The organism is Arthrobacter sp. P1_C12_2 (assembly GCF_056406415.1).
The window spans coordinates 12,637-38,942 of sequence record NZ_JBFUAF010000023.1; the positions used below are offsets into that span (position 1 = coordinate 12,637).

The 26,306-nt window shown below is 62.4% G+C and carries 27 protein-coding genes; 15 read left to right on the top strand and 12 right to left on the bottom strand.

What is annotated here, in order from left to right:
* Positions 1-94: 94 nt before the first annotated feature.
* The 5 genes from AC1DZQ_RS19675 (at position 95) to tcuA (ending at position 4,853) form a co-directional block, all read left to right on the top strand.
* A complete protein-coding gene (locus tag AC1DZQ_RS19675) occupies positions 95-841 on the top strand; it encodes an amino acid ABC transporter ATP-binding protein (protein ID WP_476965078.1) in 747 nt (248 codons plus the stop codon).
* A gap of 40 nt (positions 842-881) precedes the next feature.
* Positions 882-1,751 carry a glutamate ABC transporter substrate-binding protein gene (locus AC1DZQ_RS19680; protein ID WP_476965079.1) on the top strand — a complete coding sequence of 290 codons (870 nt, stop codon included), beginning with the start codon at positions 882-884 and terminating at the stop codon, positions 1,749-1,751.
* Positions 1,752-1,761: 10 nt separating this feature from the next.
* Complete coding sequence (locus AC1DZQ_RS19685; RefSeq protein ID WP_476965080.1) at positions 1,762-2,406, top strand: amino acid ABC transporter permease; 645 nt, start codon at positions 1,762-1,764, stop codon at positions 2,404-2,406.
* The gene (locus tag AC1DZQ_RS19690; RefSeq protein WP_476965081.1) at positions 2,403-3,266 is read left to right on the top strand and encodes an amino acid ABC transporter permease; all 864 of its coding nucleotides are present in this window, start codon (positions 2,403-2,405) and stop codon (positions 3,264-3,266) included. Before AC1DZQ_RS19685 ends, AC1DZQ_RS19690 begins: the two co-directional genes overlap by 4 nt.
* A 93-nt stretch (positions 3,267-3,359) precedes the next feature.
* A complete protein-coding gene (gene tcuA / locus AC1DZQ_RS19695; RefSeq protein ID WP_476965082.1) occupies positions 3,360-4,853 on the top strand; it encodes an FAD-dependent tricarballylate dehydrogenase TcuA in 1,494 nt (497 codons plus the stop codon).
* Between the two features lie 1,278 nt (positions 4,854-6,131).
* Here tcuA and AC1DZQ_RS19700 read toward each other — a convergent pair.
* Positions 6,132-6,368: a hypothetical protein gene (locus AC1DZQ_RS19700; protein WP_476965083.1), complete on the bottom strand. Its 237-nt coding sequence runs from the start codon at positions 6,366-6,368 to the stop codon at positions 6,132-6,134.
* Between the two features lie 279 nt (positions 6,369-6,647).
* Between AC1DZQ_RS19700 and AC1DZQ_RS19705 the strand changes: the two genes are divergently transcribed.
* On the top strand, positions 6,648-6,923 hold the full coding sequence (locus tag AC1DZQ_RS19705; protein WP_476965084.1) for a hypothetical protein: 276 nt from the start codon (positions 6,648-6,650) through the stop codon (positions 6,921-6,923).
* Positions 6,924-7,281: 358 nt separating this feature from the next.
* Positions 7,282-7,992, top strand: a complete 711-nt coding sequence (locus AC1DZQ_RS19710; RefSeq protein ID WP_476965085.1) for a beta-xylosidase family glycoside hydrolase — start codon at positions 7,282-7,284, stop codon at positions 7,990-7,992.
* Positions 7,993-8,124: 132 nt separating this feature from the next.
* Here AC1DZQ_RS19710 and AC1DZQ_RS19715 read toward each other — a convergent pair whose 3' ends face one another.
* Positions 8,125-8,886 (bottom strand): HAD hydrolase-like protein, encoded by a 762-nt coding sequence (locus AC1DZQ_RS19715; protein ID WP_476965086.1) that lies wholly within the window; start codon positions 8,884-8,886, stop codon positions 8,125-8,127.
* A gap of 75 nt (positions 8,887-8,961) precedes the next feature.
* Here AC1DZQ_RS19715 and AC1DZQ_RS19720 point away from each other — a divergent pair, with 75 nt between their 5' ends.
* A complete protein-coding gene (locus AC1DZQ_RS19720; RefSeq protein ID WP_476965087.1) occupies positions 8,962-9,429 on the top strand; it encodes an Lrp/AsnC family transcriptional regulator in 468 nt (155 codons plus the stop codon).
* Positions 9,430-9,875: 446 nt separating this feature from the next.
* Here AC1DZQ_RS19720 and AC1DZQ_RS19725 read toward each other — a convergent pair whose 3' ends face one another.
* Positions 9,876-11,288: an aldehyde dehydrogenase family protein gene (locus AC1DZQ_RS19725; protein WP_476965088.1), complete on the bottom strand. Its 1,413-nt coding sequence runs from the start codon at positions 11,286-11,288 to the stop codon at positions 9,876-9,878.
* Complete coding sequence (locus tag AC1DZQ_RS19730) at positions 11,281-12,333, bottom strand: homoserine dehydrogenase (protein WP_229992272.1); 1,053 nt, start codon at positions 12,331-12,333, stop codon at positions 11,281-11,283. The genes AC1DZQ_RS19725 and AC1DZQ_RS19730 overlap by 8 nt, the downstream gene beginning before the upstream one ends.
* Before the next feature lie 301 nt (positions 12,334-12,634).
* Here AC1DZQ_RS19730 and AC1DZQ_RS19735 point away from each other — a divergent pair, with 301 nt between their 5' ends.
* The 4 genes from AC1DZQ_RS19735 to AC1DZQ_RS19750 all read left to right on the top strand — a co-directional run bounded on the left by AC1DZQ_RS19735 (position 12,635) and on the right by AC1DZQ_RS19750 (position 16,158).
* Complete coding sequence (locus AC1DZQ_RS19735; RefSeq protein WP_476965089.1) at positions 12,635-14,074, top strand: amino acid permease; 1,440 nt, start codon at positions 12,635-12,637, stop codon at positions 14,072-14,074.
* A gap of 192 nt (positions 14,075-14,266) precedes the next feature.
* The gene (locus tag AC1DZQ_RS19740; RefSeq protein ID WP_476965090.1) at positions 14,267-14,956 is read left to right on the top strand and encodes an alanine racemase; all 690 of its coding nucleotides are present in this window, start codon (positions 14,267-14,269) and stop codon (positions 14,954-14,956) included.
* 70 nt (positions 14,957-15,026) lie between these two features.
* The gene (locus AC1DZQ_RS19745) at positions 15,027-15,320 is read left to right on the top strand and encodes an alanine racemase C-terminal domain-containing protein (protein WP_476965091.1); all 294 of its coding nucleotides are present in this window, start codon (positions 15,027-15,029) and stop codon (positions 15,318-15,320) included.
* Positions 15,321-15,357: 37 nt separating this feature from the next.
* Positions 15,358-16,158 carry an IclR family transcriptional regulator gene (locus AC1DZQ_RS19750; RefSeq protein ID WP_476965092.1) on the top strand — a complete coding sequence of 267 codons (801 nt, stop codon included), beginning with the start codon at positions 15,358-15,360 and terminating at the stop codon, positions 16,156-16,158.
* Here the strand turns inward: AC1DZQ_RS19750 and AC1DZQ_RS19755 are convergent.
* Genes AC1DZQ_RS19755 through AC1DZQ_RS19765 form a run of 3 tightly spaced genes read right to left on the bottom strand, consistent with a single transcriptional unit; the run spans position 16,155 to position 18,162 of the window.
* A complete protein-coding gene (locus AC1DZQ_RS19755; protein WP_476965093.1) occupies positions 16,155-16,931 on the bottom strand; it encodes an IclR family transcriptional regulator in 777 nt (258 codons plus the stop codon). The genes AC1DZQ_RS19750 and AC1DZQ_RS19755 overlap by 4 nt on opposite strands.
* A 32-nt stretch (positions 16,932-16,963) precedes the next feature.
* Positions 16,964-17,716, bottom strand: coding sequence for a cyclase family protein (locus tag AC1DZQ_RS19760; protein WP_476965094.1), 753 nt, complete (start codon positions 17,714-17,716; stop codon positions 16,964-16,966).
* Positions 17,713-18,162, bottom strand: coding sequence for a hypothetical protein (locus AC1DZQ_RS19765; protein ID WP_476965095.1), 450 nt, complete (start codon positions 18,160-18,162; stop codon positions 17,713-17,715). The genes AC1DZQ_RS19760 and AC1DZQ_RS19765 overlap by 4 nt, the downstream gene beginning before the upstream one ends.
* Before the next feature lie 323 nt (positions 18,163-18,485).
* On the opposite strand from AC1DZQ_RS19765, the gene mmuM reads away from it, so the two are divergent.
* Complete coding sequence (gene mmuM, locus AC1DZQ_RS19770; RefSeq protein WP_476965096.1) at positions 18,486-19,493, top strand: homocysteine S-methyltransferase; 1,008 nt, start codon at positions 18,486-18,488, stop codon at positions 19,491-19,493.
* 711 nt (positions 19,494-20,204) lie between these two features.
* The gene (locus AC1DZQ_RS19775) at positions 20,205-20,636 is read left to right on the top strand and encodes a DUF309 domain-containing protein (RefSeq protein ID WP_476965097.1); all 432 of its coding nucleotides are present in this window, start codon (positions 20,205-20,207) and stop codon (positions 20,634-20,636) included.
* Positions 20,637-20,738: 102 nt separating this feature from the next.
* On the opposite strand, the gene AC1DZQ_RS19780 is transcribed toward AC1DZQ_RS19775, so the two are convergent.
* The 3 genes from AC1DZQ_RS19780 to AC1DZQ_RS19790 are packed head-to-tail and all read right to left on the bottom strand — an operon-like array spanning position 20,739 to position 21,943.
* Positions 20,739-21,281, bottom strand: a complete 543-nt coding sequence (locus tag AC1DZQ_RS19780; RefSeq protein WP_476965098.1) for a GNAT family N-acetyltransferase — start codon at positions 21,279-21,281, stop codon at positions 20,739-20,741.
* Positions 21,282-21,286: 5 nt separating this feature from the next.
* Positions 21,287-21,625, bottom strand: coding sequence for a hypothetical protein (locus AC1DZQ_RS19785; protein WP_476965099.1), 339 nt, complete (start codon positions 21,623-21,625; stop codon positions 21,287-21,289).
* Positions 21,626-21,631: 6 nt separating this feature from the next.
* On the bottom strand, positions 21,632-21,943 hold the full coding sequence (locus tag AC1DZQ_RS19790; RefSeq protein ID WP_476965100.1) for a hypothetical protein: 312 nt from the start codon (positions 21,941-21,943) through the stop codon (positions 21,632-21,634).
* 903 nt (positions 21,944-22,846) lie between these two features.
* On the opposite strand from AC1DZQ_RS19790, the gene AC1DZQ_RS19795 reads away from it, so the two are divergent.
* Positions 22,847-23,410 (top strand): YceI family protein, encoded by a 564-nt coding sequence (locus AC1DZQ_RS19795; protein ID WP_476965101.1) that lies wholly within the window; start codon positions 22,847-22,849, stop codon positions 23,408-23,410.
* 362 nt (positions 23,411-23,772) lie between these two features.
* Here the strand turns inward: AC1DZQ_RS19795 and AC1DZQ_RS19800 are convergent, their stop codons facing one another.
* Complete coding sequence (locus AC1DZQ_RS19800) at positions 23,773-23,898, bottom strand: hypothetical protein (protein ID WP_476965102.1); 126 nt, start codon at positions 23,896-23,898, stop codon at positions 23,773-23,775.
* Positions 23,899-25,420: 1,522 nt separating this feature from the next.
* On the bottom strand, positions 25,421-26,113 hold the full coding sequence (locus tag AC1DZQ_RS19805; protein WP_476965103.1) for a hypothetical protein: 693 nt from the start codon (positions 26,111-26,113) through the stop codon (positions 25,421-25,423).
* Between the last annotated feature and the right edge of the window lie 193 nt (positions 26,114-26,306).

The following is a 26,306-nucleotide window of genomic DNA, read 5'->3' on the forward strand; positions in this document are numbered from 1 at the left end:
CATCGAAGACTCGTAATGACTTGCCGTGATTGCGGTCACCATGCCACACTGTACTTCACTGTATACAGTCGTATTCCATCAAAGGAGATAGATCATGACAGCCATCACGGAGACGGACACCGTCGTTGAGTTCCGCGGAGTCGGCAAGCGCTTTGGCAGCATGCAGGCCCTGACCGGCATTGATTTGTCGGTGCGCCGTGGCGAGGTGGTCATCCTGGGCCCGTCAGGGTCGGGCAAATCGACGCTGTGCCGGTGCATCAACCGGCTCGAAGCCATCGACGAGGGCCACATTCTCATCGACGGCCACGAACAGCCGGTGGAGGGCAGGGATCTGTACAAGTTCCGTAACGAGGTGGGGATGGTCTTTCAGTCCTTCAACCTCTTCTCCCACAAGACCATCCTGGAGAACATCACCCTCGCCCCACGGAAAATTCTCGGCCTGGACAAACAGGCGGCAGAGACGCGGGCCCACGAACTGCTCGCCATGGTCGGCATCGCCGACAAGGCACACAGCAGGCCTGCCCAGCTCTCCGGAGGCCAGAAGCAGCGCGCGGCCATCGCCCGCGCACTGGCCATGGATCCCAAGGTCCTGCTCTTTGATGAACCGACGTCGGCGCTCGATCCGGAATCCACCCGCGAGGTTCTGGCGACCATGCGGAGCCTCGCGCAGAGCGGCACGACGATGATCGTCGTGACCCACGAGATGTCGTTCGCGCGGGCCTTCGCGGACCGGATCGTGTTCATGGCCTCCGGAGCCATCGTGGAAATTGCCGACCCTGAAACGTTTTTCACCTCCCCTTCCTCCGACCGGGCCAAAGCCTTCCTCTCCTCGGTCCATTAACAGCACCTGTGCAACGACGCACCCACCCTAAGGAGTCACCATGAAACGCCAGCACTTCCTGCCGGCCCTGGCCATCGCCGGCGCATTGGTCTTGGGCACCACAGCCTGCGGCGGCAGCACCCCGGCCGCCGAGACCCAACCGGCCCGGAGCTTCCCGGCCAACAGCACGATGGACAAGATCCAGAAACGCGGCAAAGTGATCGTCGGGGTCAAATTCGACCAGCCGCTCTTTGGCGTGAAGAATCCGGTCACCGGCAAGATGGAAGGCCTGGACATTGAGATGGCCAGAATCCTGGCCAAGGACCTCACCGGCAGTGCAGAGAATGTCGAGTTCGTTGAGGCGGTCACCAAAAACCGTGAGGCGTTCCTGCAGCAGAACAAGGTCGACGCCGTGATCGCCTCCTACGCAGTGACGGACGAACGGAAGAAAGTCGTCAGTTTCGCCGGACCCTACCTTGAGAGCAACGTGGCCCTGCTGGTACGCAAGGACGACAGCTCAGTGAACAAACCCGAGGACCTCCAGGGAAAGACCGTGTGTTCCACCACCGGCGCCCGCGCGGCCCAGCTCATCGGTGCGGCCGTGCCCGCGGCCAACGTGGTCCTGTTCAGCACCTACAGTGAATGCGCGCAGGCACTGAAGGATAAGAGGGTCGACGCGGTGACCACGACCGAGGCAATCCTGCTCGGTGTCCAGTCCCAGAATCCGGATGCCTACCGCATCGCGGACGGCCATTTGGCCGATGCCGAGGAATTTGCCATCGGCGTGGCCAAGGACGATGCAGCATTTCATGACTACCTCGATCAGCTCCTGTCCAAGGCCATCGCGGACGGGGACTGGAAGAAGGCCTACGACGCCACGATCGGCCAGGTCAAGCCCGGCGACGTTACCCCGCCCAAAGTAACGCTGTAGGGATCCGCTGATGTCATTCCTTCTCAATCACCTCGGCGATTTCGGCCAGGGCGTGCTGGTGACTCTGGGACTCGTTCTCCTGGGTGCCGCCGGTTCGGTGCTCCTGGGGACACTGCTCGCCGCACTGCGGACCAGCCCCATCAGAACGGCCCGGGCTGTTTCCTCGGCCTACGTGCTGATTTTCCGGAACGTGCCGCTTCCCGTGCAGATGGTGCTGTTTGTCTTCGGACTCCCGGTCCTGGGCATCCAGTACTCGCTCTACGCCTCGGCCGCCATCGTCCTGGTGCTCTACACCGCGCCGTTCGTAGCCGAAACCCTGCGCGCGGGCCTGAACACCGTGGACCGCGGCGAGCTGGAAGCCGGACGCGCCCTGGGCTTCGGGCCGATGGCCTCACTGAATCACATCGTCCTCCCGCAGGCCTTCGCCACGGTGACCAGACCGCTTGGCAACGTCTTCATCACCATGGTCAAGAACACCTCGGTCGCTGCCCTGGTAGGGGTATCCGAACTGACGTTCCTTTCGGACAAGATCGCGGTGGATGAGGCACAACCGTTCATTATCTTCGGCGGGGCCGCCCTCTGCTACCTCGCCATCGGGCTGGTCATCGGCCGGCTCGTATCCGCAGTCGACCAGAAGGTGGCATTCAGCCGATGAGTACCGTATCGCTTTTTGACCCGGCCGGTCCGCGCGCCAAACGCCGCCACCTGCTCCTGGAAATCCTCACCGCCCTCATCGTGATCGCCGGCGCCTATCTGGTCTTCCGCGTCCTCTACGACAAAGGCGAGCTGAGCGCCGCCGCGTGGGCCCCGTTCGCCGAGCCCGGACTCTGGGCGCTTCTCGGCCAGGGACTGTGGAACAACATTGCAGCCGCAGCCGTCGGCATGGTGCTGTCCATGATCACCGGATGCCTCCTGGCCTTCGGACTCGTCTCCACACACGCACCCCTGCGCCGGACCTGCCGGGTCTACACGGACGTCTTCAGCAGCATCCCCCTGCTCCTGCTGCTGTACTTCACGTCTCTGGTGCTGCCCAACTACGGCCTCAAACTCGGGGACTTCTGGTTCCTGGTCATCGCGTTGACCCTGTACAGCGGGGCCGTCATCGGTGACCTGCTGCGCTCCGGGATCCTCGCGCTGCCGCCCGGTCAGGCCGAGGCCTCCCTCGCACTGGGTTTCTCCCACGTCGGGACGCTGCGCCTGGTCCTGCTCCCGCAGGCCCTGCGGTCCATGAGTCCTGCCCTCGTGAGTCAGCTCATCATCCTCTTCAAGGGAACAGCACTGGCCTTTGTGCTCGGCGGCTACATGGAACTGCTGAGGTCCGCCACCGTCATCGGCCAGTACTACACCCGGTCCCTGCTGCAGGCCCAGTTTGTTGCCGCCCTGGGATTCCTGGTCGTCAACATCGCCCTCGGCGCCCTCGCCGTGGCCCTGGAGCGCCGCCAAAACCGCCTCGCCGCCCAGGAACCGCTCCCCGTGACAGCGGCAGAAGCAGCCCCCGTACCGGCCCACCGCTAACACCCCCGGGCCGCCTCTACCCCCAAATCACCCCTGCCAGACTGTGTATACAGTCGAATACTTAAGAATTCAACATGAAGGAGACAGAGAACAATGGCTGATCAGAACGAACCTGCAGCGGGAAACCTCACCGAGGCTGACGTGATCGTCGTCGGCGGCGGAAATGCCGGATTCACGGCGGCCCATGCCGCTGCCGTCCGCGGGCGAATAGTCATCCTGCTCGAAAAGGGCACCAAAGACATGGCCGGCGGCAACAGCTTCTACACCGCCGGCGCCACACGCATCGTCCACAACGGCCTGGATGATCTCCAAGGGCTCGTGGAACCGGACGAACGGCACAGCCGGACCGTCGTTCCGCCCTACAGTGCTGAGGAATACGCGTCTGACCTGGAAAAGGTCACTGAGGGCCGGAACGACCCGGCACTGACGGAAGTCCTCATTGCCGAGAGCCAGTCCACCCTTCGGTGGCTCAATAGCCTGGGCCTGAAGTACCGCCTGATGTACGAGCGTCAGGCCTTCGAGCGTGCCGACGGGTCCTACCTCTTCTGGGGTGGCCTGCACGTGGGAAACGTGGGTGGCGGCGAAGGCCTGATCGAAGACCACACCCGGGTCGCTGCAGAGCTGGGCATCGAAGTCAGGTACGGCCACGCGGCCCAAAGCCTCATCGTTGAGAACGGCCGTGTAGCCGGCGTCGTCGTCAACACCGCTGAAGGGGAGCTGCGCCTGAGGGCAGAATCCGTGATCCTCGCCGCCGGAGGCTTCGAGGCGGACCCGAAGCGGCGGCGGGAGTACTTGGGCGAAGGCTGGGAAAACGCCAAGGTACGCGGCACTCCCTACAACACCGGCGACATGATCGCCGCAGCGTTGGAGATCGGCGCCACCAAGGGCGGAGACTGGGGCAGCTGCCACAGCGTCCAGTGGGATGCCTTTACCGCCACTAACGAAAGCAACCGCGAACTCACCAACCGCCTCACCCGGCAAAGCTACCCGTTTGGAATCATCGTCAACACCGACGGCAAGCGTTTCCTGGACGAGGGTGCCGACTTCCGGAACTACACCTACGCCAAGTACGGCAAGGAAATCCTCAAGCAGCCCGGCTCGGTTGCGTACCAGATCTTCGACGCCGGCCTTCGGCCCATGCTGCGCAGCGAAGAATACGAGATGCCCGGCATCTCTGTTGAGGTCGCCGACACCCTCGAGGACCTGGCCGTCAAAATCGGCATAGACCCGGAAAGCTTGTCCAAAACCGTGACGGACTTCAACAGCTCGATCGAGCGCTCCACCCCGTTCGACCCCAACGTTAAGGATGGCCGGAAGGCCGCAACCGAACCGGTCAAGAGCAACTGGGCCGCCCCGATCGAAACCGGACCCTTCTACGCCTACGGCGTCACCTGCGGAATCACGTTCACCTTCGGTGGCATCAAGTCCGACACCCACGGCCGCGTCCTGGACGCAGACGGCAAGCACATCGAAGGCCTGTTCGTGGCAGGTGAAATGCTCGGCGGACTATTCAGCGTCAACTACCCGGGGGGCACCGGACTTGCTGCCGGGTGCGTCTTTGGGCGGCGGGCGGGCGTCCTGGCGTAGGGCACGGATCCACTGCACTTCTCCTCAAAACCCGGGCGGGCCAGCGCAGGCTTCACTCGCTCCGACGCTCGTCGCAGTGACCGGGACTGAGGGAGAGCCGGCTCTTGACGGCGAAAGCTCCCCGGGAGATTTGCCCTGATGTTCGGGACCAAAACGGGTCTCCCGAGCGGACCATCACCACCGGCTGCCGGTCCAATGTCCGGCACAGATGGGCGCTCTTCCCGCACTCCATCGCAACAGGCAGCCCGATAGTCGGGCGTGGGAAGAGAGCCCATAAGGAGGAGGCAGGGTGGCGGAAACGCCGCCCTGCCTCCTCCTCCGACGCTCATACGATTCCGACACCGCAGTCGCCCCAACCCAAGGACAACCCATGACGCTTTTCTTCGGGGCTCAACCCGGCCGGAACACTGTAGCGTCTGATCTGGTCCTGCGGTGACCCGTCGGGACCGCTGGCAACGAGGTTGTCGCGAGATATGTTTTCCATGGGCTTGGGACCTTCTGGCTAATCCGAGATTCAATGTGCCGCGTCGCTGCAACAGAGAGAGCGATCGTGTTGTACGGGTCGTCGATCGCCAATAGATTCTGCCCGTGGCCGGTCAGCAGGTGCGCCCGCTGACGGTCGGTAGACTTGCGCGGTGCTGGCCGACAAATCTGTTGTCCGCTGAGGCTAGGGGCGAGCCGACAGCAAGCGGTCCACTGGTTCCACCGCCCGCCGTCCATGGCTCGAAGTGCGATCCCGGTAGCGGGAGACCTGTTCCTAGAACTCGCCAAGACCGGATTCTCTGTCACAGCGAGTGCGCCGCCGACGTTCACTGCTTCCTTCAAGCTGGCCAGCAGCAAGTCAGTGGCACCCGGCCACCGGGTTCTGACAGTGATGACCTCAGGTCGAAGGAGGTGGATGTTCGCTAGGAGGGTGTCACCTATGTCCCGACCTGCCTGTCGCAGGACACTGACTGCAGTCGCATCGGCCCGCCGGACAGCGTCGCTGATCGCGTCCGGTTCGTCCTTAGAGTCCGACGATAGGCTCGCAGTTATTGCCTCTTCTCCTGCGATGGACGCAGGCAATTATCAATGCCGCACGCGCAGGCCAGCACCGGCGTGCTCTTCGCCGACGTGCTCTTCACGGGCTGTGCCCGAAATCCCCCTTGGAAGTCCTAATGACCCCCAGCGTCCTACCGTGAACGAGCGCGGCACAGTCAATGGTCTTGCTCACGTCCAGGAAGAACATGTTTTGCGGACGAGGGTTTCGCGACGGGGCCGCCTCCGGCACAGGCCGGATTATTCGCCTTCATCGACCGACTGGCGACGATGACGTTCCCGTTGGCCGTACGCCGCCCGAAGAATGTCGTCCTTTGACTCGAATCCCGAGCCCAAGGCACCACCGATGAGCGCCGCCGGCGTCGTCATCCAGGCGACCTCCATAAAGTCCCAAACAGTCGTCATCGAGCACACACCCGCGACCGTCTCGGCGCCCGGCCGCGAGTAAGCGGCCAGAAACCGAGCCGCCGGCTTCACGGCGCCCCGGCATTATTCCCTGCCTGGGACACAAGTGCCCGACGAGGCTCATCGATAGTGTTCACGTAACCTGCCGTCGTAGCCTCTTCTGAGTGGCCGCTCGTCATAATCTCCGCTATCAGCTCCCGCCCTGCAGAGTGGCCCATGGCCGATAGCGGAGGCGCCATCCCGGCGCCGTGATGCTGGACTCCTTGGCTGCTTCGGGGGAATAGCGGGGGGCTGCGGCGGTCTTGTTCCAACCGGGGCGTCGACAACCGGCTGCCTCGTGAAAGGACCTCATTGCCCACTCCCTTTATCCCGTTCACCATGCGCGCTACTGTCCGCGACGACCACAAGCGCTCCTTCCGCATGGACATAGAACGTCCTACCGGCGGTCATCGCGGGTGGGCGCCGCTGGATGTCGTCAAATCCACCGACACCCAGGCGCTGCTGCGGGGAGCGATCGCTCAAAGCGTTCACACCGCTACGGACGCGAGCCTCGCCCGCTACCTCCAGGTTCGCTTTGTCGCTGATAACGATATTTATTTGGATCTCACCGTCTGCATCGAACGCTAGCAGACGCCCACGCAAGCCCCGGACCACGCTGGTCCGGGGCGTTTCCATGTGATCGAAAGGCAGCCGGGCACGTACCGTCGATCCCCTTGAAGGCATCGTGGCCAATTAGTGCAACGCTCTGGACCATGCAGCGGCAGCGCTGAATGACGTGGCGTCCCCGGCTGTGGCAGGGAAGGTGTTCCAACCAGTGAAAGTCCAGGTGGGACTGCAAGGCGGGACATCCTAGGGTTGAAATTCCTCTACTCCCGCAGACCGGGTAGTCAATGCCAGCAACGGACGGAGCCCCATTGGTTGACATTGCAGTCGAGCAGGTTCGGCAAGTAGCATCTCCCGCAGCCATCACACCGGTCATCTCGGTGTGCGTCCCCGAGGCGTTGTTCCTGGCTTTCACGTCCTGGGTCGAGAAACTTATGTTGCGGGTATCTCCTGGGACCAGGGTTGGCCGCGGTTCGATGAGGACCGTTATCATGTTCCCGTCGTCGGGTCTTCGTTTATTGACGATTTCTCTTCAGACAGCCTTCACCCGCGGTGGATTTCACCCGGCCAGGACCCCGCTTCGTTTACAGCCGAAACCCCCGAAGGTCTCCTTATCGGGCAGAGCCAGACGGGCAGCGTTCCCATCTTGGCAGCCAGGGTCCTCGGACACGTTTGGGGTGCACGCGCGTCGGTTCTTCTCTCGGGTGACGAGGCGGTCAGGTTCCTCCTGAGGATGGACGACTTCCATTGGTACGGCATCGAAGCCTCCGAACGCCAAATCCGGGTCGTGGCCCAGATCGGACCCCATCAGCAGGTGGTGGCGACAGCGGAAATCGACCCAGCCCCTGGACCATTTCAGCTGGAAATCGCATGCAACGACTCACCCTTGGCGGGCCAACCGGGCATAAATACTGGGCCGGACGAAGTCACATTGGGCTTTCGAGAGCACGGCGAGCTGACGACGCTCGCGCGGATGGACGGCCGGTATCTGTCCACAGAGGTCGCTGGCGGGTTCACCGGCCGCGTTGTCGGACTAGCGGCAACCAGCGGCAGCATTGTCATCGAACGGTTCGAATACAACCATCACGATTAGCACCGCGAGTTCGTCCATCCCTGAGAGTCTCCGGCACCATTTAAGGCACGATTTCGCTCTCCCAGCCAGTGCGGGAGCTCCACAGTCGGGGAGGAATGCGTGCGAACCCTAATCGCCGGCTTCGACGGCTCGTCAAACAGTGGAATGTGAATGACTGCTGGTCGCATTCGTGGACTCATCGCACGAGGGATGCTGCGCGGCGGACCGCCGGCGGTTCTCCAGGATCAGTGGCAGAAGGGCCGCAGGGGAGGCAGCAACGGCGGCGGCCTGCGAGGCTTCCTCGGCCTCCCCGTATCCCCAGAGTGCGAATATTGTGGGGATTCCGTGTTTAGCTGCTCCCGCGACGTCGTAGCTTCGGTCTCCGACCATTGCGGGACTGGAGATGTCTACGCCTGTGGAATGGAGCCGAAGCAGCAATTCGGCGATGACGTCTGCCTTGCTCGCTCTTCCCTCGCTATCTGACGCTCCGCATACGGTGATGAAGTGGCAATCAATTCCGAACATTCGTGCCAGTCTTATTGCTTGATCTTCAACCTTGGATGTGGCTACGGCCATCGGAATGCCGGCCGAATGTAGGCGTTCGAGTAGATCGATGATCCCGTCGTAGGGGCTGGACTGTTCGGCGCCATGATCGGCGTACGCTTTGCGATAATGTTGGAGGGCCTTTTGGGCCGTCTTTTCGTCCAGTTGTGAGACTGTTCTGAAGGACTCGATCATGGGTGGACCAACGAATCGGCGCAGTATGTCCATGCTGGGGACCGGCGCGCCTACAGCTGCCAATGCCTGTGCAGCACTTGTTGTAACGCCCGGTGCTGAATCCAGGAGCGTGCCGTCCATGTCGAACAAGATGCAGCTAATGCCAGTGAGAGACGGCCGGGCTTGATGAAGTGTCATTTTTTCGAGGCTTTCGGTCTTGAAGTTGTTTCCGTTCCGGTTGGGTCCGGGGGATTATTGCTGTGAAGGGCAGGCATGGATCGAGTGAGTCTTGATCAGATTGATCAGAGGATTCTTGCGGAGCTTACGAAGAACGCTCGCATGAGCCATGCAGAGCTGGCGACCAAAGTCCTCCTTTCGAGGAACGCTGTGCGCCAGCGGATCGAGCGGATGGAACGGCAAGGGTATATCCAGGGGTACACGATTGTTGCCGGCCCTCCGGGCCAGGGCCCGGTGTCCGCCTTCCTGATGGTTTACAGGAGGGACCGGGTGCGGGGGGCGGACGTCATCTCCGTGTTGCGGTCGATTCCCGAGGTGGTTCTGTGCGATGTCGTGAGCGGTGACTTTGATCTTCTGGTGAGGGTCGAGGCCCGGTCGCTGGAGAGGGTTCAGGAGATCTGGGAGCAGATCGCTGCTATTCCCGGAGTCACGGACACGGTGACGGCCATGACGCTTTCCAGTTTCATCCGGCGGGGCGCCGGAGGTGCCCGCGCCACGGAGTGAAAGTGATCAGACTCCGGTCATGTTTGGATTTCTGACAGGCAGCACGGCGGAGTCCAGCAGTGACCGAGCTGCGTCCCGATCCAAGAGGTTCTTTCTGGTGACGATGTCCAGAATGGTTGATCCGTCCTGGAGGGCTTCCTTGGCCACTGCTGACTGGGACGCCGGACAGTTCCGACAGCGCCCGAAGTACGAGTTCCTGATACCCGGGTTCGGCGGTGGCGGGAGACAGGTATCCCGCTGATGGTGAAGTTTTCCAAGGCCCGGGCGGTGTGTGCTCCCCAATAGGCTGTGGCCGGAAAAGGAACGCTCCCGAGCGAATCCGTCTCGATGCGGGTGGCCATGGTTTTCTGTCCTCCGTGTGGAAGTTTGGGTGGTGCGCAGTTTTGTGCCGGCTGCTCGGAGGAACTGGAGGGGCGCAGGCCCTCGGCCGCGCCCCTCCAGTTCGATCAGTTCTTGATGCAGATGACTTTGGGCTGGGTCATTTCCTCATACGCGAAATGGACGCCCTCCCTGCCCATGCTCCCGTACTTAGCCCCGCCGAATGGCATGCCGTCGAACCGGTAGTCAGAGGAATCGTTGATCATGACGCCACCTGCTTCGAGCTGGCGGGCTGCGTCCATGGCCTTGGCCAGGGAGTCGGTGAATATGCCGGCATGAAGACTGAAGTCGATGGCATTGGCGACGTCGATGGCCTCCTCGAAGGTGTTGAATTTGCGAAGCATGACCACGGGCCCAAACACCTCCTCCTCCCATAGCCGGCTGTCCGCCGGGACGGCTTCCAGGACGGTCGGCTGAAGCACATTGCCGTCGGTGACATTGCCTGAGAGCAGGGCAGCGCCGGCGTCGAGGGCCTCGTCCAGCTTGGACTGGAGTTCATGCAAGGCAGCTTGGCTGATCATGGGTCCGACATCCGTCTGTTCATCCATTGGATCTCCGGTAACCAACCGCGCCGTTGCCGCCAGGAAGCGCTGGCGGAACGCGCCGTACACTGGGGCGGCTATCAGGATCCGCTGCACCCCCACGCAGTTCTGGCCGGCGGCCCAAAACGCTCCGGAGACGCAGGATTCCACGGCGTTCTCGATGTGGGCGTCGTCGAGGACGATCACGGGTGCATTGCCGCCAAGATCCATGGAGAGCTTCTTCAGGCCTGCGGTGCGGGCGATACTCTCCCCAGTGGAGAACCCCCCGGTGAAGGACACCATTCGTACGTCCCGGGACCGAATGATTTTTTCGGTCACTTCCCGGTCGCCATGAACAATTGTGAGGGCCTCCGCAGGGAGCCCGGAGCTCACGAGGGCGTCCGTGAGCAGCTGGGCTGATAGGGGAGTGAGTGCAGAGGGTTTGAGGATCACGGCGTTTCCTCCGGCGATTGCCGGGCCGATCTTGTGTGCCACCAGGTTGAGGGGGTCGTTGAAAGGAGTGATCGCGGCAATGATGCCCAGTGGTTCGCGGGAGTACCAGCCGGTGCGGTCCTCTGAGCCCTCGTAGGAGTCAAAGGGTATGACTTCGCCTGCGTTCCGGCGCGCTTCGGTAGCGGAGAGGCGGAGCGTGTTGACCGCGCGCAGTACTTCCTTCCGTGCCTGGCGGATCGTTTTCCCGGCCTCGGACACAATCGTTTGCGCGAATTCCTCGTTGCGCTGCTCGATCTCGGTTGCGGCGCCGTCCAGTATCTTCCCGCGTGCGTTGCGGGACAGTGCCCGTGCCTTCCGGGCGCCGACGCGGGCCGTTTCGATCACGGCTTTGCCGGCGGTGGCCTCGGTCAGCGAAACCGCGCCGACCACTTTGCCGTCGTAGGGGCTCATCACGTCGCGGAACTGCGGCAGCGCCGTTTCCGTCGAGCACAGCGTGGATTCAGACATTTGCGGCTACTTCCGTCCTGGCTGCGTGCATTGCGATGATGTCAGAGAGCAGGGCGTAGGCGGTCTCCACACGGCCGGCTCCCGGTCCGGAGACGGTTACCGGGCCCAGAAGGTCGGTGTCGAAGGACACGGCATTGGTTGCGCCGGAAACCCCAGCCAGCCCATGGCCGAGGGGGAGCGCTACGGGGGAGACGCCCGCGGTCACTGACCCGTCCGGGTTCCGCCGCGCTGAACCCACGAGCTTCCAGCGGCGTCCCTCGCGGGTTGCCTTCTGGATATTCTCCGGCGTCACAGTCGAAATCCCCTCCCGCTGAACGTCCTTTAGTTCGATGCCTGCGTCGAGCAGCTCGTTGGCGAGGATAAGTACCTTGAGCTGAACGTCGTATCCCTCGATGTCTGCTGCGGGATTGGCTTCGGCGTAGCCGCGTTCCTGTGCCTCGCTGATGGCCTCTTCGAAGTCCAGTCCGGATTCCATCCGCCCGAGCACATAGTTGCTGGTGCCGTTGAGGATGCCTTCGAACCCGTTCAGCTTCAGCCCCGCGAACATTTTCTTGGCCAGGCGGATGACGGGAGTGCCGCTCATGACGGCACCCTCGAACTCGAAGTGCACGCCGTTCTGTTCGGCCAGGGCGGTCAGTTCGGCGCCACGGAGGGCAACCGGGCCCTTGTTCGTCGTGCAGACGCTCTTGCCGGATTCGAGGGCCCAGCGTACGTGCGAAACTGCTGGCTCGCCGTCGTCGGGATTCGTGAACGTGGCCTCGCAGATGATGTCGGCGGTGCAGTCACGGATAACTGATTCGTTATTGGTGTCCGCGGACCCGCCATGGGCGGCGAAGGTTTCGCTTCCACCGTCCAAGTTGAGTGCGATGCCGAGGTCGATCCCCTCGGGCTGGACCAGCGAGCCGAGGCGCAGGTCGGTGATGGCCACGACACGCAGGCCGAAGCCCAGCTCGGAACGAAGTGTGTCACCGCGTGTTGCGACAAGTTCGGCCAGCGTCCTGTTGACGCCGCCGAAGCCGATCAGCGCAATGTCATAGGTGGTCATGGTGCTCCTTCAGTCAGTTACATCGGTCCTCCAATGCTGACCGCATTCCATGTCCGTCAGTGCATGTGATTGTGACCGAAAAACAGGCCGAATTGACCATCTGCCTGTCGATTCGACATCGACACTTCGAAGTAACCTACGTGCAACATAGGCATGTTGAAATGTTTTTAATGACCAAAACGTCGTTTTCGTGTTACTTTCATCACTATCGCTATTGCACAGCTCGAGGCGGCCCGTCCCACACGCCGGGGCGATGTGCGTACTCTTCGCATCAGACCTGTCCACTCACCTGGGAGAAACCATGGAACCCTCATCACCTGTCCAGCTAAAACCGCAGCCCACGATTCCCCCGTCGACCGATTCCGGGCTCCGGCGGTCCATGGGGGCACGGCATCTGGTCATGATCGCCATGGGCGGGGTGATCGGCTCCGGGCTTTTCCTGAGCTCGGGCTACACCATTTCCCAGGCCGGGCCACTCGGGGCGGTCATCGCCTATCTCATCGGCGCCTTTGTTGTGTACCTGGTGATGGCCTGCCTCGGCGAGCTTGCCATTGCTTACCCGGTCTCGGGCGCCTTCCATATCTACGCGGCGAGGTCGATCGGGCCGGCCACCGGGTTCACCACGGCGTGGCTCTACTGGCTCTGCTGGGCAGTCGCCATCGGATCGGAGTTCACTGCCTCCGGTCTCCTGATGCAGCGCTGGTTCCCGGGTGTTGACGTCTGGATCTGGTGCGTCATCTTCGCCTCGGTCCTCTTCGGATTAAACGCAGTTTCCTCGAAGTTCTTCGGCGAATCCGAGTTCTGGTTTGCCATCGTCAAGGTCGGCGCCATCGTCGTCCTCATCGTTCTCGGTGGCGCGGCGCTGTTCGGCGTCCACCCGCTCAGCGAGGGGACCAACCACCCCTTTATGTTTGAGAACTTCAACACCTCCGGCGGTCTCTTCCCCAACGGCTTCACCGGCGTCCTCGTCACAGCACTTGCAGTGTTCTACGCCTTCTCCGGCTCTGAACTCATCGGCGTGGCAGCGGGCGAAACAGCTGACCCCGCCACGAGCATCCCCAAGGCGATGCGCAGCACCGTCGTCCGTCTGCTGGTCTTCTTCGTCGGGGCAATCGCTGTCATCGCCGCGACCATCCCCTACGAGCACGTCGGACTGGATGAAAGCCCGTTCGTGACGGTCTTCTCATCCATCGGCATTCCTTTTGCCGCCGACATCATGAACTTCGTCATCATCACCGCACTGCTCTCCGCCGGAAACAGCGGACTCTTCTCCTGCGCACGGATGCTTTACTCCCTTGCCGACGAGGGTCACGCCCCCCGGGCGCTGAAGAAGCTGACCCGGCGCGGTATCCCGATGATCGCGCTCTCAGTCAGCATGCTTGGTGGCTTGGCATCCCTCATCAGCAGCGTCGTTGCGCCCGAAACGGTATACCTGGCTCTCGTATCGGTGGCAGGTTTCGCCGTCGTCGGGGTCTGGATGTCCATCACCGCCTCGCACTTTTTCCACCGGAGGTCCTTCGTCAGGAACGGCGGCGATGTCGCTGCCCTTCCCTACAAGGCCCCGCTGTTCCCGCTGGTGCCGATCCTGGCTTTCTCGCTCTGTCTCATTTCGCTCATCGGCATCGCCTTTGACCCGAATCAGGTGGCAGCCCTCTATTTCGGAATCTCTTTTGTGGGTGCCTGCTACGCCTTCTTCTACTTCAAATACGGGCGCCAGGCGCGCGCAGACCAGCTGTCCTGACGCCATCATCAACCATCGCCTTCTCAGCTTCGTGGCCGGGGTCTTTCTTCCCCGGCCACGAGGCTGTCCAAGGGATAAACCATGAACTCACAAGGCCTGATGCAACACGTGCGCAGTTCGGTCCAGGACGCCGGCAGCTGGCCGGAGATTGACGCCGCTGCTTTCGAATCAAACGTCCGGAACCTCCTGTCCATGATCGGTGACCGGGCGCTGTTGTGCGCAGTGGTCAAGTCCCATGCCTACGGACACGGAGCTGACCTCTTACTCCCTTCCCTTGTTCGTCTGGGCGTTCCATTCATCGGAGTAGGAAGCAACGAGGAGGCAGCCATTGCACGCCGCTGCGGTTTTGAGGGCCGGATCCTGCGTGTCCGTGCCGCGGCGCCGCAGGAGATCAGGGCCGGCCTGCGTCACGACATCGAGGAACTTGTTGCCGACCCGCAGCGCGCGTGGGAGATACACGAGATCGCTGCCGTGGCTGGGAAGGTGGTCCGCATCCACCTCGATATCAACTCTTCCGGGATCAGCAGGCACAGCCTCGACGTCTCATCCTCGCTTGGCCGGGCATCCGCGGTAGGAATCGTGAGCCACCCGGGGCTTCAACTGGCCGGGATCATGACGCATTTTCCCAAGGACGACGACGGGTCATATCGAAACGGCTCTTTTGCGTTTCCAAAGCCAGGCGTTGACACTGCTTCAACTGACCGGAACTCCCCGGGAGGAAGTGCTGCTCCACTGCGCCAATTCATAGGCCGCCCTGCACGTACACGGCTCTTGGCTGGACATGGTCCGTGCCGGGGCAGTCCTCTACGGCGATTCGGAACCTACAACAGGGCACTTCCAACGGTGTTTGGCCTTCAAAGCCCGGATCGCTTCCATGAATAGCTATGCAGCAGGAACTAGGGTCGGCTACGGGCTAACCCACACCTTGGACCGGGACTAAAGGCTGGCGTCAGTGACAGCAGGTTACGGAGATGGCTACCGGCGGGCACCGGCCAGCCAAGGCAGCGTACTTGTCCGCGGCCGTCGCGCTGCCATAGTCGACATCGTTTCGATGAATTCCATGGTTGTCGACGTCACCGACGTGGCGGAAGTTTCCCCTGGAGACGAAGTCGTGTTGTTCGGGCGGCAAGGAAGCGCAGAAATCGCTCCCGCAGAACTGGAAGCAGCGAATTCAGCAATACTCGCGGACCTCTACACTGTGTGGGCGCAAGGAAACCGCGTCCTGGTCAACAATGAAGACATGTGAGAATAGGCGTAGTCATCGGGCGGAAGGAGCACGGAGCATGGATTCTTCCTCGGAAGCGTCGTCCATGGCCCAAGGACTTCGAATTGTTCGGCTGGTCGCAGACCGGGAGAAGCGGGGCAGGCGGCTTCTCGGCGTTTCCCAGCTCGCATCCGAGCTGGACATGGAACAAAGCCGCGTCTCAAGGCTGACGCAGGAATTGTGCGAGCTGGGACTGCTGGAACGTGTCGAACGCGGCCCATTCCGAACCGGGCCGCGTTTTTTCAGCCTGGCCGCAGCATTGAATGCCGGCTGGGTCCGGGAATCCAGATCCGAACTTGAGGCTTTGGTGGCTTCCTTCGGCCTTCGATCCAGAATTTCCGTCCGCGAGGGCTTCCGCGTCATTCTCCTGCGGGCCTCCAGCAATGACGCGGTTCCCGGCAGCTTCGTGAAACCCGGCATGGTGACGCCCGTGTGGTGTACCGGGTCAGGCCGGGCCCTGCTGTGGGACGACCAGCAGCCTGCCGTTCAAGCCCTCCTCCAGGACGTCAACTTCATCGGCGTAGGCGGTCCGGGAGCGGCCCATTCGCCACAAGAAGTCGCCGAACTGATGGACCGGGACAGGGCGCGGGGCTTCATTGTCGCGGAGGAAGAATTCGAGCACGGAATCTACGAACTGGCCGTTCCCGTCCGCAACGCTGATGGATCAATTCTTGCCGCGCTCAGCGTCCTCGGCAGCCGGGCCGAGATCAAACCCAGCACCGATGACATTGCGAAGGCCCTCACGGCAGCAGCCGAACGGTTGGGGTCCTGCGAGGGGCGCGCCCGGGGAGACGCGGGCCGGAAGGGCCTGGCCAGCTAGAGCCGGTTCTGCGGCGCCGCGTGACCCAACGTTGACGCAAGCCACTTTCCCCAGGACACGAGAGCCGTGGCGCAGAACTCCCGCCGCGGCTCCAAGCGTATCTTGGCGCCTACGACCTGAAGCGCTGCCACCACATCGCCCTTGAAGTCGCGAATCGGAACGGCCAGGGAGTAAAGTCCTGGTTCGGCTTCCTCATCGACAATGGAGTACCCCCGTGCCCGCGCCCCGCGCAGTCGTGACAGGAAGTCCTCGACGTCAAGCGGTGTATTGGGGCCATGGCGCACGAAGGGAACGCCGGAGAAAATGGTTCGGACCTCGGCGTCCGAGGCTTCCCACAGCAGGGCCTGGCCGGCATCACTACAAAACGCCGGGTAGGGCCGGCCCAGCCACGAACCGACCATGTTGCTACTTGCCGGAACACGCTCACCGATCGTGACAGTGCTGTTTCCGCTCATAATTCCAAGGAAGCATCCTTCGTTAGTTTCACCGGCCAAGCCTTCCAAGGCGGTTACGCCGTCGGTCTGCAGCCGTTGCTCTGTCAACAGCTGTGCGTCTGTCAGGAGCGACCAGTTCAGGGCGTAGGACCGATGGTCTCCGCGTGCTAGAAACCCCTCCTGCTCGGCGGTGCGGAGACTGCGCGAAACTTGGCTGCGGTCCCTGCCCAGATCGGCTGCTATATCAGCGACCGTTCCGCCAGACAGGCCTTCTGCGTTGCGGGAGCCCACCGCGAGGACAGCCATGATTCCCCGGCCCATGCTGGACGTCTTAGACATGGATCCGATTCTAGTCACTGCACGAACGTGTCTTAGTGGATGGCGAAGACACGGGCTGGAAAGCCGCTGCCTTGCAGGGGCTTAGGCCAGCTTGCAATGAGGACCGCGCCGGCTTCTGGAAGTCCGTCCAGGTTCGCCATCAGCTCGATCTGCCACCGGTTCCGCGCCAGGACATAGGTCTCCAAGGTGAAATCATGGCGGGACGTAGCCCGCCCCGGGTCTGTGTCCGTCTGCTCATGGCCGACGGCGGTTACCGACCGCTCCTCGATCAAGAAGGAGAGGACTTCCTGCGACCAGCCAGGTGTGTGGCTGACACCCTCATCGTCCCTGTTTGCCATGGCGTCGGCGTCGGGCCAACGATGGCTCCACCCTGTCCGCAACGCCACAAAGGACCCCGGTGCGATGGCACCATTGCGGCGCTCCCATGCCTGAATGTCTTCCATCGTGGGAGTGGCGTCCGCATTTGCGGTGACCCGCGCGGTGATGTCGAGGATGACCAGTGGAAGGACCATGTCCTCCACAGGAATCTGGTCCAAGGTCCGTCCCCCGCGGATGAAATGCGAGGGAGGGTCAACGTGCGTACCCCATTGGCCGATGATCGAATACCGGTGAGCGGTGAAACCGTCGCCTTTATCCAGGTCGAATACGGTCTCCCTGATTTCGTCGGGGAAGGCCGGGAAATGAGGCTGGCCGGGGTGGAAGGCGTGCGTCAGGTCGGTAAAGGACCTGCCCGCCAGCAACGCTTGCAGACCGTCCCAAAGTCCGGCCGTGGTGGCTTCAATCATGATGCGACCTCGCTCTCAAAGACTGCCGGAAGGGCAGTGCTGGAGACGCTGACTGGGCCTGTCAGTTCGATGACCGGTACCTCCCAGGGATGGATATCAACGATGTGCTGCAGGAAGCGTTCCACGGCGGCGTCAGGGAGCGCCGCATCGAAATACGTCGTGAAGACCAAGGTAGGCGAAATTGTCCGCTGCCCCACCTGCCCCAACGTAGGGTTAGCGCCTTCAGTGCAGGTGAAACCCTCGAAACCCAGGCCGGATTCAAATACATGCCTGTAGTTGCCAAAATCCCCTAAGTCAGGGGATTCCGACGAAGCCTGGAGCAGGGCCGCGATGCCGGCCTCATCTTTGAACGCTTCTGCGTCGCCCCTGGCGAGCCGCGAGAAGGTTTCCGAAGCTATAGGCCAATGCACGCGCAGCTTGCGGACTGATTTCATTGCAATTTTCAAGGGAAGCCTCTTCCTGGCAGTTCGCAAAAGGTGTCAGAATGCCATATTTGCATAGAGTGATGTTCATTACAAGCATGAATATATGCGTATTACGCACGATCTTGAGAGGTGTTCGCGTTCACTCGGCACATCCGCCAGACTTTGGGCGTGCCTGAGCCGCGGAACACCGGTTGCTGCAAGCGGCTGCTGACCGTCATCTGCAAGCCCCGGGCTGCACTGCACTTTTTGGCACTCCACGTTGTGCTACCTTGCATTGCCGGGCCACGAGGCGCAGCAACTGCCCGGCAGGAAAGAACAAACCGAAATGCTTGGAGCCCTGAACGATGCCCCGTAACACCATGCTTTCCCGCATGCTCGACGCCGGAGCGAACTTGACCGTGGACGGTGCACTCGCCACCGAGCTTGAAGCGCACGGCTGCGATCTGGAAGACCCTTTGTGGTCGGCTAAAGTCCTTCTGGAGCAACCGGAACTGGTCAAGCGCGTACACCACGATTACTTCCGCGCCGGAGCCACTGTCGCCATCACGGCGAGCTATCAAGCCACACCCCTGGGATTTGCGCGCCGCGGCATCGGCGAGAAAGCGGCCTTGGAACGGGTGGCATTGAGTGTGCGCCTGGCTGACGAGGCACGCCGCGAGTACCTGGCCGAAAACCCGGATGCGGGCCCCCTGCTGGTTGCAGGATCTGTCGGGCCCTACGGCGCGTACCTTGCCGATGGATCGGAATACCGGGGCGACTATGTCCTCAGCCAAAACGAGTTTTTGGAGTTCCACCGGCCTCGAATCGCAGCGCTGGTGGCGGCCGGAGCGGACTTTCTTGCCTGTGAGACGCTGCCTTCATTGCCGGAGGCCGAGGCCCTGTTGGCACTCATGAAAGAGTTTGACGTCGAAGCCTGGCTCTCCTTCACGCTACGGGATGGCGGCCACATCAGCGACGGTACGCCGCTGGCTCAGGCGGCAAAACTCTTGACGGCGGAGCCGCTCGTGGCGGCGATCGGCGTGAACTGCGTGCCGCTGGAGCTGGTCTCCCCATCGCTGGAGGCCTTGGGCAGAGCCACTGATACGCCCCTGATCGCATATCCGAATTCGGGCGAAAGCTATGACGCAGTCACCAAAACGTGGGGGCCGGCCGCGGCGAGCCGTTCAGGCCCCGATAGCAAACAGCCCGCAAGCCTTGCGGAGGGAACGCCGATCTGGCGTGAACTTGGTGCCCGGCTCGTTGGCGGGTGCTGTCGAACGACCCCACAAGATATTGCCGCCGTGACGGCGCTGTCAGAAACACACAAACCTGGATATCGACCGGTTGGTGCTGCTGGCGCAAGGAACTTCTGACGCGTTACGAACTTGGCCTATACGCAGTTAACCTAGGTGGCGATGTCCCCTGTTGAGTAACAATGTAACGGGATCTGTGCAGCAGCACCGATGCTTCTCCATACGGGGCACCGAAACCGCCATCCCAACTGTGTATTAACCCGCCATTCTCAACCCACAGTCACAGATTCACACCTACGGAATTCCTCGCGGCGGGGAGCGGGCGGAACGTGTCGCGTTTGAGGACCGGCTTGCGGACACGCCTGACGGGAAGTCGCCCAGCCCCCGAGGCGCGCAAAGAAGGGCCGCGCCCCCTGCGGTCTGGGATGTGGCTGGTGGCCGGAATGCTCTGAAACGGCGAATTTGCGGTGCGCAGGCCTCGTCGCCCTCTGGCATCCGAACCGGGTCCTGGAACCGCCTACAGCCGCGCGGCTTTGGCTAGCCGGCCAGTGCGGTGTTGAAGAGGCGTTCGGCCAGCCGGAGTAGGTGTGCAGGGGATCGCCTTGCGACGTCGCCGAAGTGCATGTTCCGTAGGGTCGTGCACACGTTGGCAGAGGGTGAATTCCACGCCGAAGGATCACCCCCTGCGACGCGACCAGCGGTGATCATTTCTTCTCTCGCGGCCGCCGTCCCGACGGCATCCTTTGCGGCGGAACGGATGTTCGAAGGGCCGGGTCTTAGCATTGGGCGTATGAAGGCTTGTAACGTCCGGGCACGCTCAGGGAGACTGCAATGACCGGTGACAGGGATAGGGATGCTTCAAGGCGCCCGCGGCAGGCCCGGCCGCGTGACGCTCTTGGGCGGCCGCTGCCGTACGGGAGCGCTGGCGTCGAGCCGGTCTCGGAGGAACCGCTGCCGCCGGCGCAGACGTTGGTTTCGGCCCGGAGTCTGGTGGAAGCCGGCCGGCCCTTCGCCGCTCATGAGGTACTCGAGGCCCGGTGGAAAGCCGGGCCGGCCGAAGAACGCAACCTGTGGCAAGGTCTCGCCCAGATCTGCGTCGGGCTCACCCACGCCGCCCGGGGGAACAGCATTGGTGCGATCCGGCTCCTCGAGCGCGGTGCGGCCCGACTCGAGGAGTACGGTTCCGGCGACGGGCCGACCTACGGGATCGACTTGTCCGCCGTTGTGAATTGCGCACGTGACCGGATGCGTACCGGCCACTGAGCCGGCGGCCAGCATCCCCGCGGCAGGCGGCGGCGGAGGCACTAATTCCGGGGGACTGCGGAGAGTCTGCTTGACCATTTGCTTGTCCCATTAGGGGATCGTTCAGCGGGAGCGGGTTCTCCTGGGCACAACCTTCCGGTCCGTTTGGGCGACGAGGAACACATCGATCGAATCCTCGTGCTCGTGGACGAATCCGGTGCGTTCGTAGAGACGTCTCGCCGGGCTGCCTTGGAGGACATTTAGCCGGAAAGGCCGGTGATCGCGCTGCGCCATCAATACCTGGCGCAGCACAGCGACCCCCAGACCCTGCCCTTGATACTCGGGGGCCAGGTAGAAATGTTCAATCCATTGCTCATCCGATTCGGGGCGGACCGCAATGACACCGGCCGCGGAGGCCTCAACTTCGATAACAAACGTATGCGCCGGGTGAAAGCCAGTGAGGAAGCGCTGTCTGACGCGCACCGGATCCCAGCGTCCGAGGCGCTCGAGATCGGGACGCATGACCTGGGCGCGGAGCTCGGCTATCCATGAAGCGTCAGAGGGAAGGCTTTGGCGCAATGACCAGACGGGAGGCATGTAGCCATTGAAGCTGAATCTATTCGGCGCGGCGAAATCGAGGAGGATCCACGCCCCGTAGGGTGCCATCTGAATTACTGAACCACTCTCGCAATAACGGGCCGGGATCCGCTGAGTTCTCTGGATGGTGTGACCGTCCAGACCGTGAAGTAGTTGTGCGGGATCTTCAGTTCCGTCGCGTGCTCAAAGAGCTCAACCACCGTTGGGTGGAGTTGGCCGTCGGGGAGGAACTGGAATCCCGGGCAGAAGGTGCCGTCGTCTATGAAGACGCGGATGAGCTGCTGTATCACGGGTTCGGGGTCTTCCATCAACTCGGAGAGTCGCCGGCGCACCTGAAGCAGGGCAGGCAGCGTGAATTCTGTTCTGATCCCTTGCCAGGTCTGATCACTGATCGGCTGGCTGTTCAGGGTCACTGTTGCCTAGCCGCTGATGTTTTCGAGGAGCCATTGGGTGTCGGGCGGGTTCCGGCGCAGGGTGAAGGTCCGCAGCGCGGAGTTTGAGGACCCGACACTGACCTGGATGCGCCAGTATTCGATGCCCACCAGGTCCCCGCCGCCGACGGCGGCCGTGCGCCGGGTGTCCCGCCAGGCGTCCCGGGTGAACCAGTGCACCGGATCGGCGGCCACGGCCCAGATGCGGCCCTCATGCCGGACGGCCAGGGGAGTGCCGGCCGGGGTGAACCGGACGTCCACGGCAACGTCCAGGGCAGTTTCATTCGCTGTTGCTGTCACGGTCTGCGCGTTCTCCCAAGTTCCTGTTCATCATTCTCCCCGGCGGGTGACCGCCGAACTCCACACCCGGGTCCGGCAGGCCACCGGACCGTCCTTGCATTTCACTTCCGCGTCCTTGGCCGTCTAGGCGTACACCTCGCCGTCCACCAGGCGATCCGTGACCTGACCGCGGCCAGCATGACGCTGCGGGCGATTGCTGAGGACTTGGCCGCTCCCCGTCCACAATCAGCAGGGAACTCTCCCGCAACAGCATGGAAGGCTGGCCGGCGCCCGATGGGGGCAGGCGCCGGCAAGCGCTTACGATGAAGGGCCGACCGGAGACCAGATGGGGGGAAGGCACCGGCCGGCGCTTACGGTGCAGGGCCGGCCGGTGCCCGATGGGGGTCCTGGCTCCGAGCGGCGCTTACAACGGCGTAATCGTTGGGGTAGCCCAAAAGGTTACGCACTGATCGGAAATTCTTTTTTCTTTTTCAGGCCCGGCGCCGCGGTGACCTATTCGGTTATGTGGGTGGCGCGGATCAGGGCCCTTGCTGGTGAGCCTCCGCCTGCTGGGATGTGGGGTCATTCGGATCTCCTTTCTGGCTTGCTCTGTGGATGTGGTTGGTCCTCCACTTATTCATGCCGTGGGGTTGTGGTGTTGACATGACCGGCTGGAAATTTCTTGGAGATTTTTTGTTTCGGTTCGCTCCTTCCTGTAAGCCGGGGAGAGGTTGGCGCGCTTTTGTCCGGCCAACTTGGCGTAGACATTGTCGACACCCGTGTACACGTGATGCCGTAGAACACCGGTGAGTTTGTGTTATGCATGGGGCGGAAGTTAATGTCCCAGGGTGCCGGTCTGATAGTGTTGCAACACCTTTCCGGAGCACAGTCCCTGTGCCGGCACGCCTGCACAGGAGGCATTCCATGGCTGAAATCTTGTCGGACTTTTCGGGTGAGTGGCGCTTTGACCCCACCCATACCCGCATCGGTTTCTCAACGCGCCACGCCATGGTGACCAAAGTGCGCGGGGCGTTCAACGACGTTGAGGGCGCCATCCATGTCAATGCCAAAAACCCTGAGCAGTCGTCGGCACGGATGACCATCAAGGTGGCCAGCATCGACACTCGCAATGCGGACCGCGACCAGCACCTGCGTACTAACGAATTCTTTGACGCACCGCGGTTTCCGGAGATCACGTTCTCCAGCAACCGGGTGGACCAGGTCGACGACGGCCACTTCATCGTGGGCGGTGACGTCACCATCCGCGGGGTCACCAAGGACATCGCCATCCCGCTGGACTTCATCGGCGTCGAACGTGACCCCATGGGTAACCTCCGGGCGGGCTTTGAAGGCTCACGCCGGATTGACCGGCAGGACTTCGGTCTCACATGGAATGCGGCTCTTGACTCCGGCGGGGTCCTTATCTCGGACAAGATCACCCTTKAATTCGAAATCTCCGCCGTGAAAGTCGAAGAACCGGCGGCCTGACACCCGCCGCACCGGTATCGCCGGACGCCAGTTCCAAGCAGCCGGGCTGCACCGTGCTCGGCGTCGAGCCAGATGCGCGGATGGCCGACTTCGCGCGAGCCGCCGGCCTGCCGGCCTGCCGGTCGAAGTATCGACACTCGAAGCCTGGGAACCAGCCGTCCGGAAGTTCGACACGGTAATCGCGGCGCGGTCATGGCACTGGATAGCCCCGGTGGCCGGTGCACTGAAGGCGGCTGAGGTGCTGCGCCCGAACGGGCGTGTGGCGATCTTCGGGCATATGTTCGAGCCGCCCCCGAGGTGGCCGAACCATTCGCTGCTGCTTTCCGGACGGTCGTGCCTGACTCGCCCTTCAGCAACCCGTCTTATCGGTGGTGTTCTGACAAGTACAGGCGTGCGTGCTCGATGAACCAGTCAACGGCTTCGGGGTTGGCGAGTGACCCGCGGTTGATGGCCGTTTCGGGGCTATGTCCGGCGAAGAGCTTACTCAAAGCCAACACAGTTCGCCTGCTCGAACTCTGATCAAAAAGACATTCGGCCCATCCCGGTCTATTCATTGAGTTGCGGTGAGGTAGTGGCGCTCGACGTCTCATTTGGTGCGGTCAACGGGCTACGTTGTCATCGAACTGAAGACCGGAAAGTTCCAGCCTGAATACGCCGGCAATCTCACTTCTACGTCGCTCTCGTCGACGACATGCTCCGCCGGGACTACCACAACGAAACCGTCCGCATCCTGATCTGCGGCACGAAAAGCGACCCCAGCGTTCGCTACAGCCTCGGCCGCTCCACGTCCCCCCCATGGCGATAGCCGCACACACACCCACGACAAACTTCCCGAAGCCGAACAACAAGCTCTCCCAAACGAGGGGCACCTTGTAGCCGCCCTGGAATGGGCTGAACCCGGCCGTGAGGCCGAGGAGACCAACCACCGGCTCCTCGGCGAGGGCCGATAAGAACACTTTCGTCACATTCGGGTACGCAGCATATGCGTCTTGCCGCACCTTAGATCCCTGGGTGGTGCTTCAGTAATATTCAGCGGCTCGGGTACGGAGCCGAGATGCTGCGTAACCCCTTGGTTTGATCATGCGCGCGTCCGTTCAGCGGCCGATGAGATGTCTTAAGGAGGCTCAGTCGCTGTGAAGCTCCTTGTAGTCGGGCGTGATTCCTGGCTGTTGACTGGTTCGTTCCCCGGCAGCGGCGTTGTCAAGAAACCTGGTCGTGATGAACCTAAGCAAGAAGTCCAAGCACTGTCACCAAAAGAACCGCGCTCCCTCTGTGGGGGCGCGGTTGGCGTTCGGTGTGTGCAGGAGGGCGGATTTTGGGGTGTGTACAAAGTACACACTTTGGGCTTCGGACTGGGTCGTACTGGTGTCGGATCGGGCCGGATTCCGCATGTTTCCGGGGGAGTCCAGTGTTTGCAGGGGAGGGAATGCAGTTCGAGTCCCACCTCGGGCACGTGTTTTCCCTGTTCAGGGGCTTGTGGGCCGCTGAATGTGTACAAATCTCCTTTTATGGGCCCCTGCGGGGGCCCATTTTTGGTGGTGGCCGTTGCGCTCTGGCGGCTCCTTCCCTTGACGTGGACAGCGGTGTTGCTGCTTACTCCTTCATGGCCGGGAGCGCTTGGAACTGCATGACTTGCTGAGACTTGGGGATCAAATCTTCGTGGTTATCCGCCGTGGCCGCGGGAACGGCGTAAGCGCCCGTGCTGGGCTGCGGAACATTAGCGGGCGGGCATCTTCGGGGGCCCGAGGCGGACCTCACCGGTGAGGTCGGCGCGGCTGAAGGCGGGTCAGCCGATCCGCTGGGCCAGGGGTACGATAATCCCCCCAGACCGCGCACATGGGTGATACGCCATCGTTGATACCGACATAATCGCAACGTCGTAGATGTGGCATGTGGTCGTTCTCCGGTGTTCATCGTCTCGATCCATCCGAACGGATGGAGCCGACGCGGATTCTCAACACAATCACCTGGACCGCTTGGGCAAGTCCGGCCTCCACGAACCTTAAGCCGTCAGCGCGTGCCGGCCGCATGGACGGCCGCGGCTGGCTGGCCCTGCCGTGACTGGCTCCACGCCATCCAGCCGCCCGATGCAGCCATGAGCAGGGCACCGGCCGGCTGCGTCGGAAGGCTGCTGCCAGTGGTTGCCTGCCCCAGCACGACGCCGAGGAGGTAGAACAGTGCGGCGCCTGCAACCCAGAGGGCCCCGGCCCAGCGGGGGAGCGTGCGGGACTGCCAGACCGCGACTCCAAGCAAGACGTTGCCAAGGAACGCGAGGAGGAGCCCGAGCAGGAACGAGACCGTCATGGCGGATGGAAACTCCAGAAGCATGACGTCCCGGTTCCCTTCCAGATAGGCCTTCCCGATCGCGGGAGTGGCGAATGTGGAGAGGGCAGCGGGCACCATTAGCAGGGCAGTTCCCGCGACGGTGATGACTGTTGCTGCCAGTGCCAGGCGGCCGGCGCGGCTGGTGGCCAGGCAGCAGCCCAGCGCGAACACCCCGAAGATCGCGAGGATGGTGCCTCCGTAGCTGCCGAGCAAGTGGCTGGTTTGATACGAGCCCGTGCTGACGAACCGTGCCCAGGCATCTGGATCCTTTTGCTGGTCCGGCTGAGGCTCAAGCGTGGCCCAGGCGGTGATCAGGCCGTAAAGAGGCAACGTCCACAACCCCGCCCGGATCCAGTGGGTGATGTTCTGTGCGTTCATGGACCGCCTCCTTCCCCGACCACGTGCCCGCCGCCTGCCCGGAAACGGGGCGACGCCTGCCCCAGCGTAGTTCCCGGGCCGCGTCCCGGGCTAGGGTGCGTTGTTTCACGGGAAAGGTCCGCGGAACTGCAAAGCTGCGGTGCATCCCGGTCTGGGCGCACACTGAGCCGAGAGCAGATGGCCGACTGGCGGG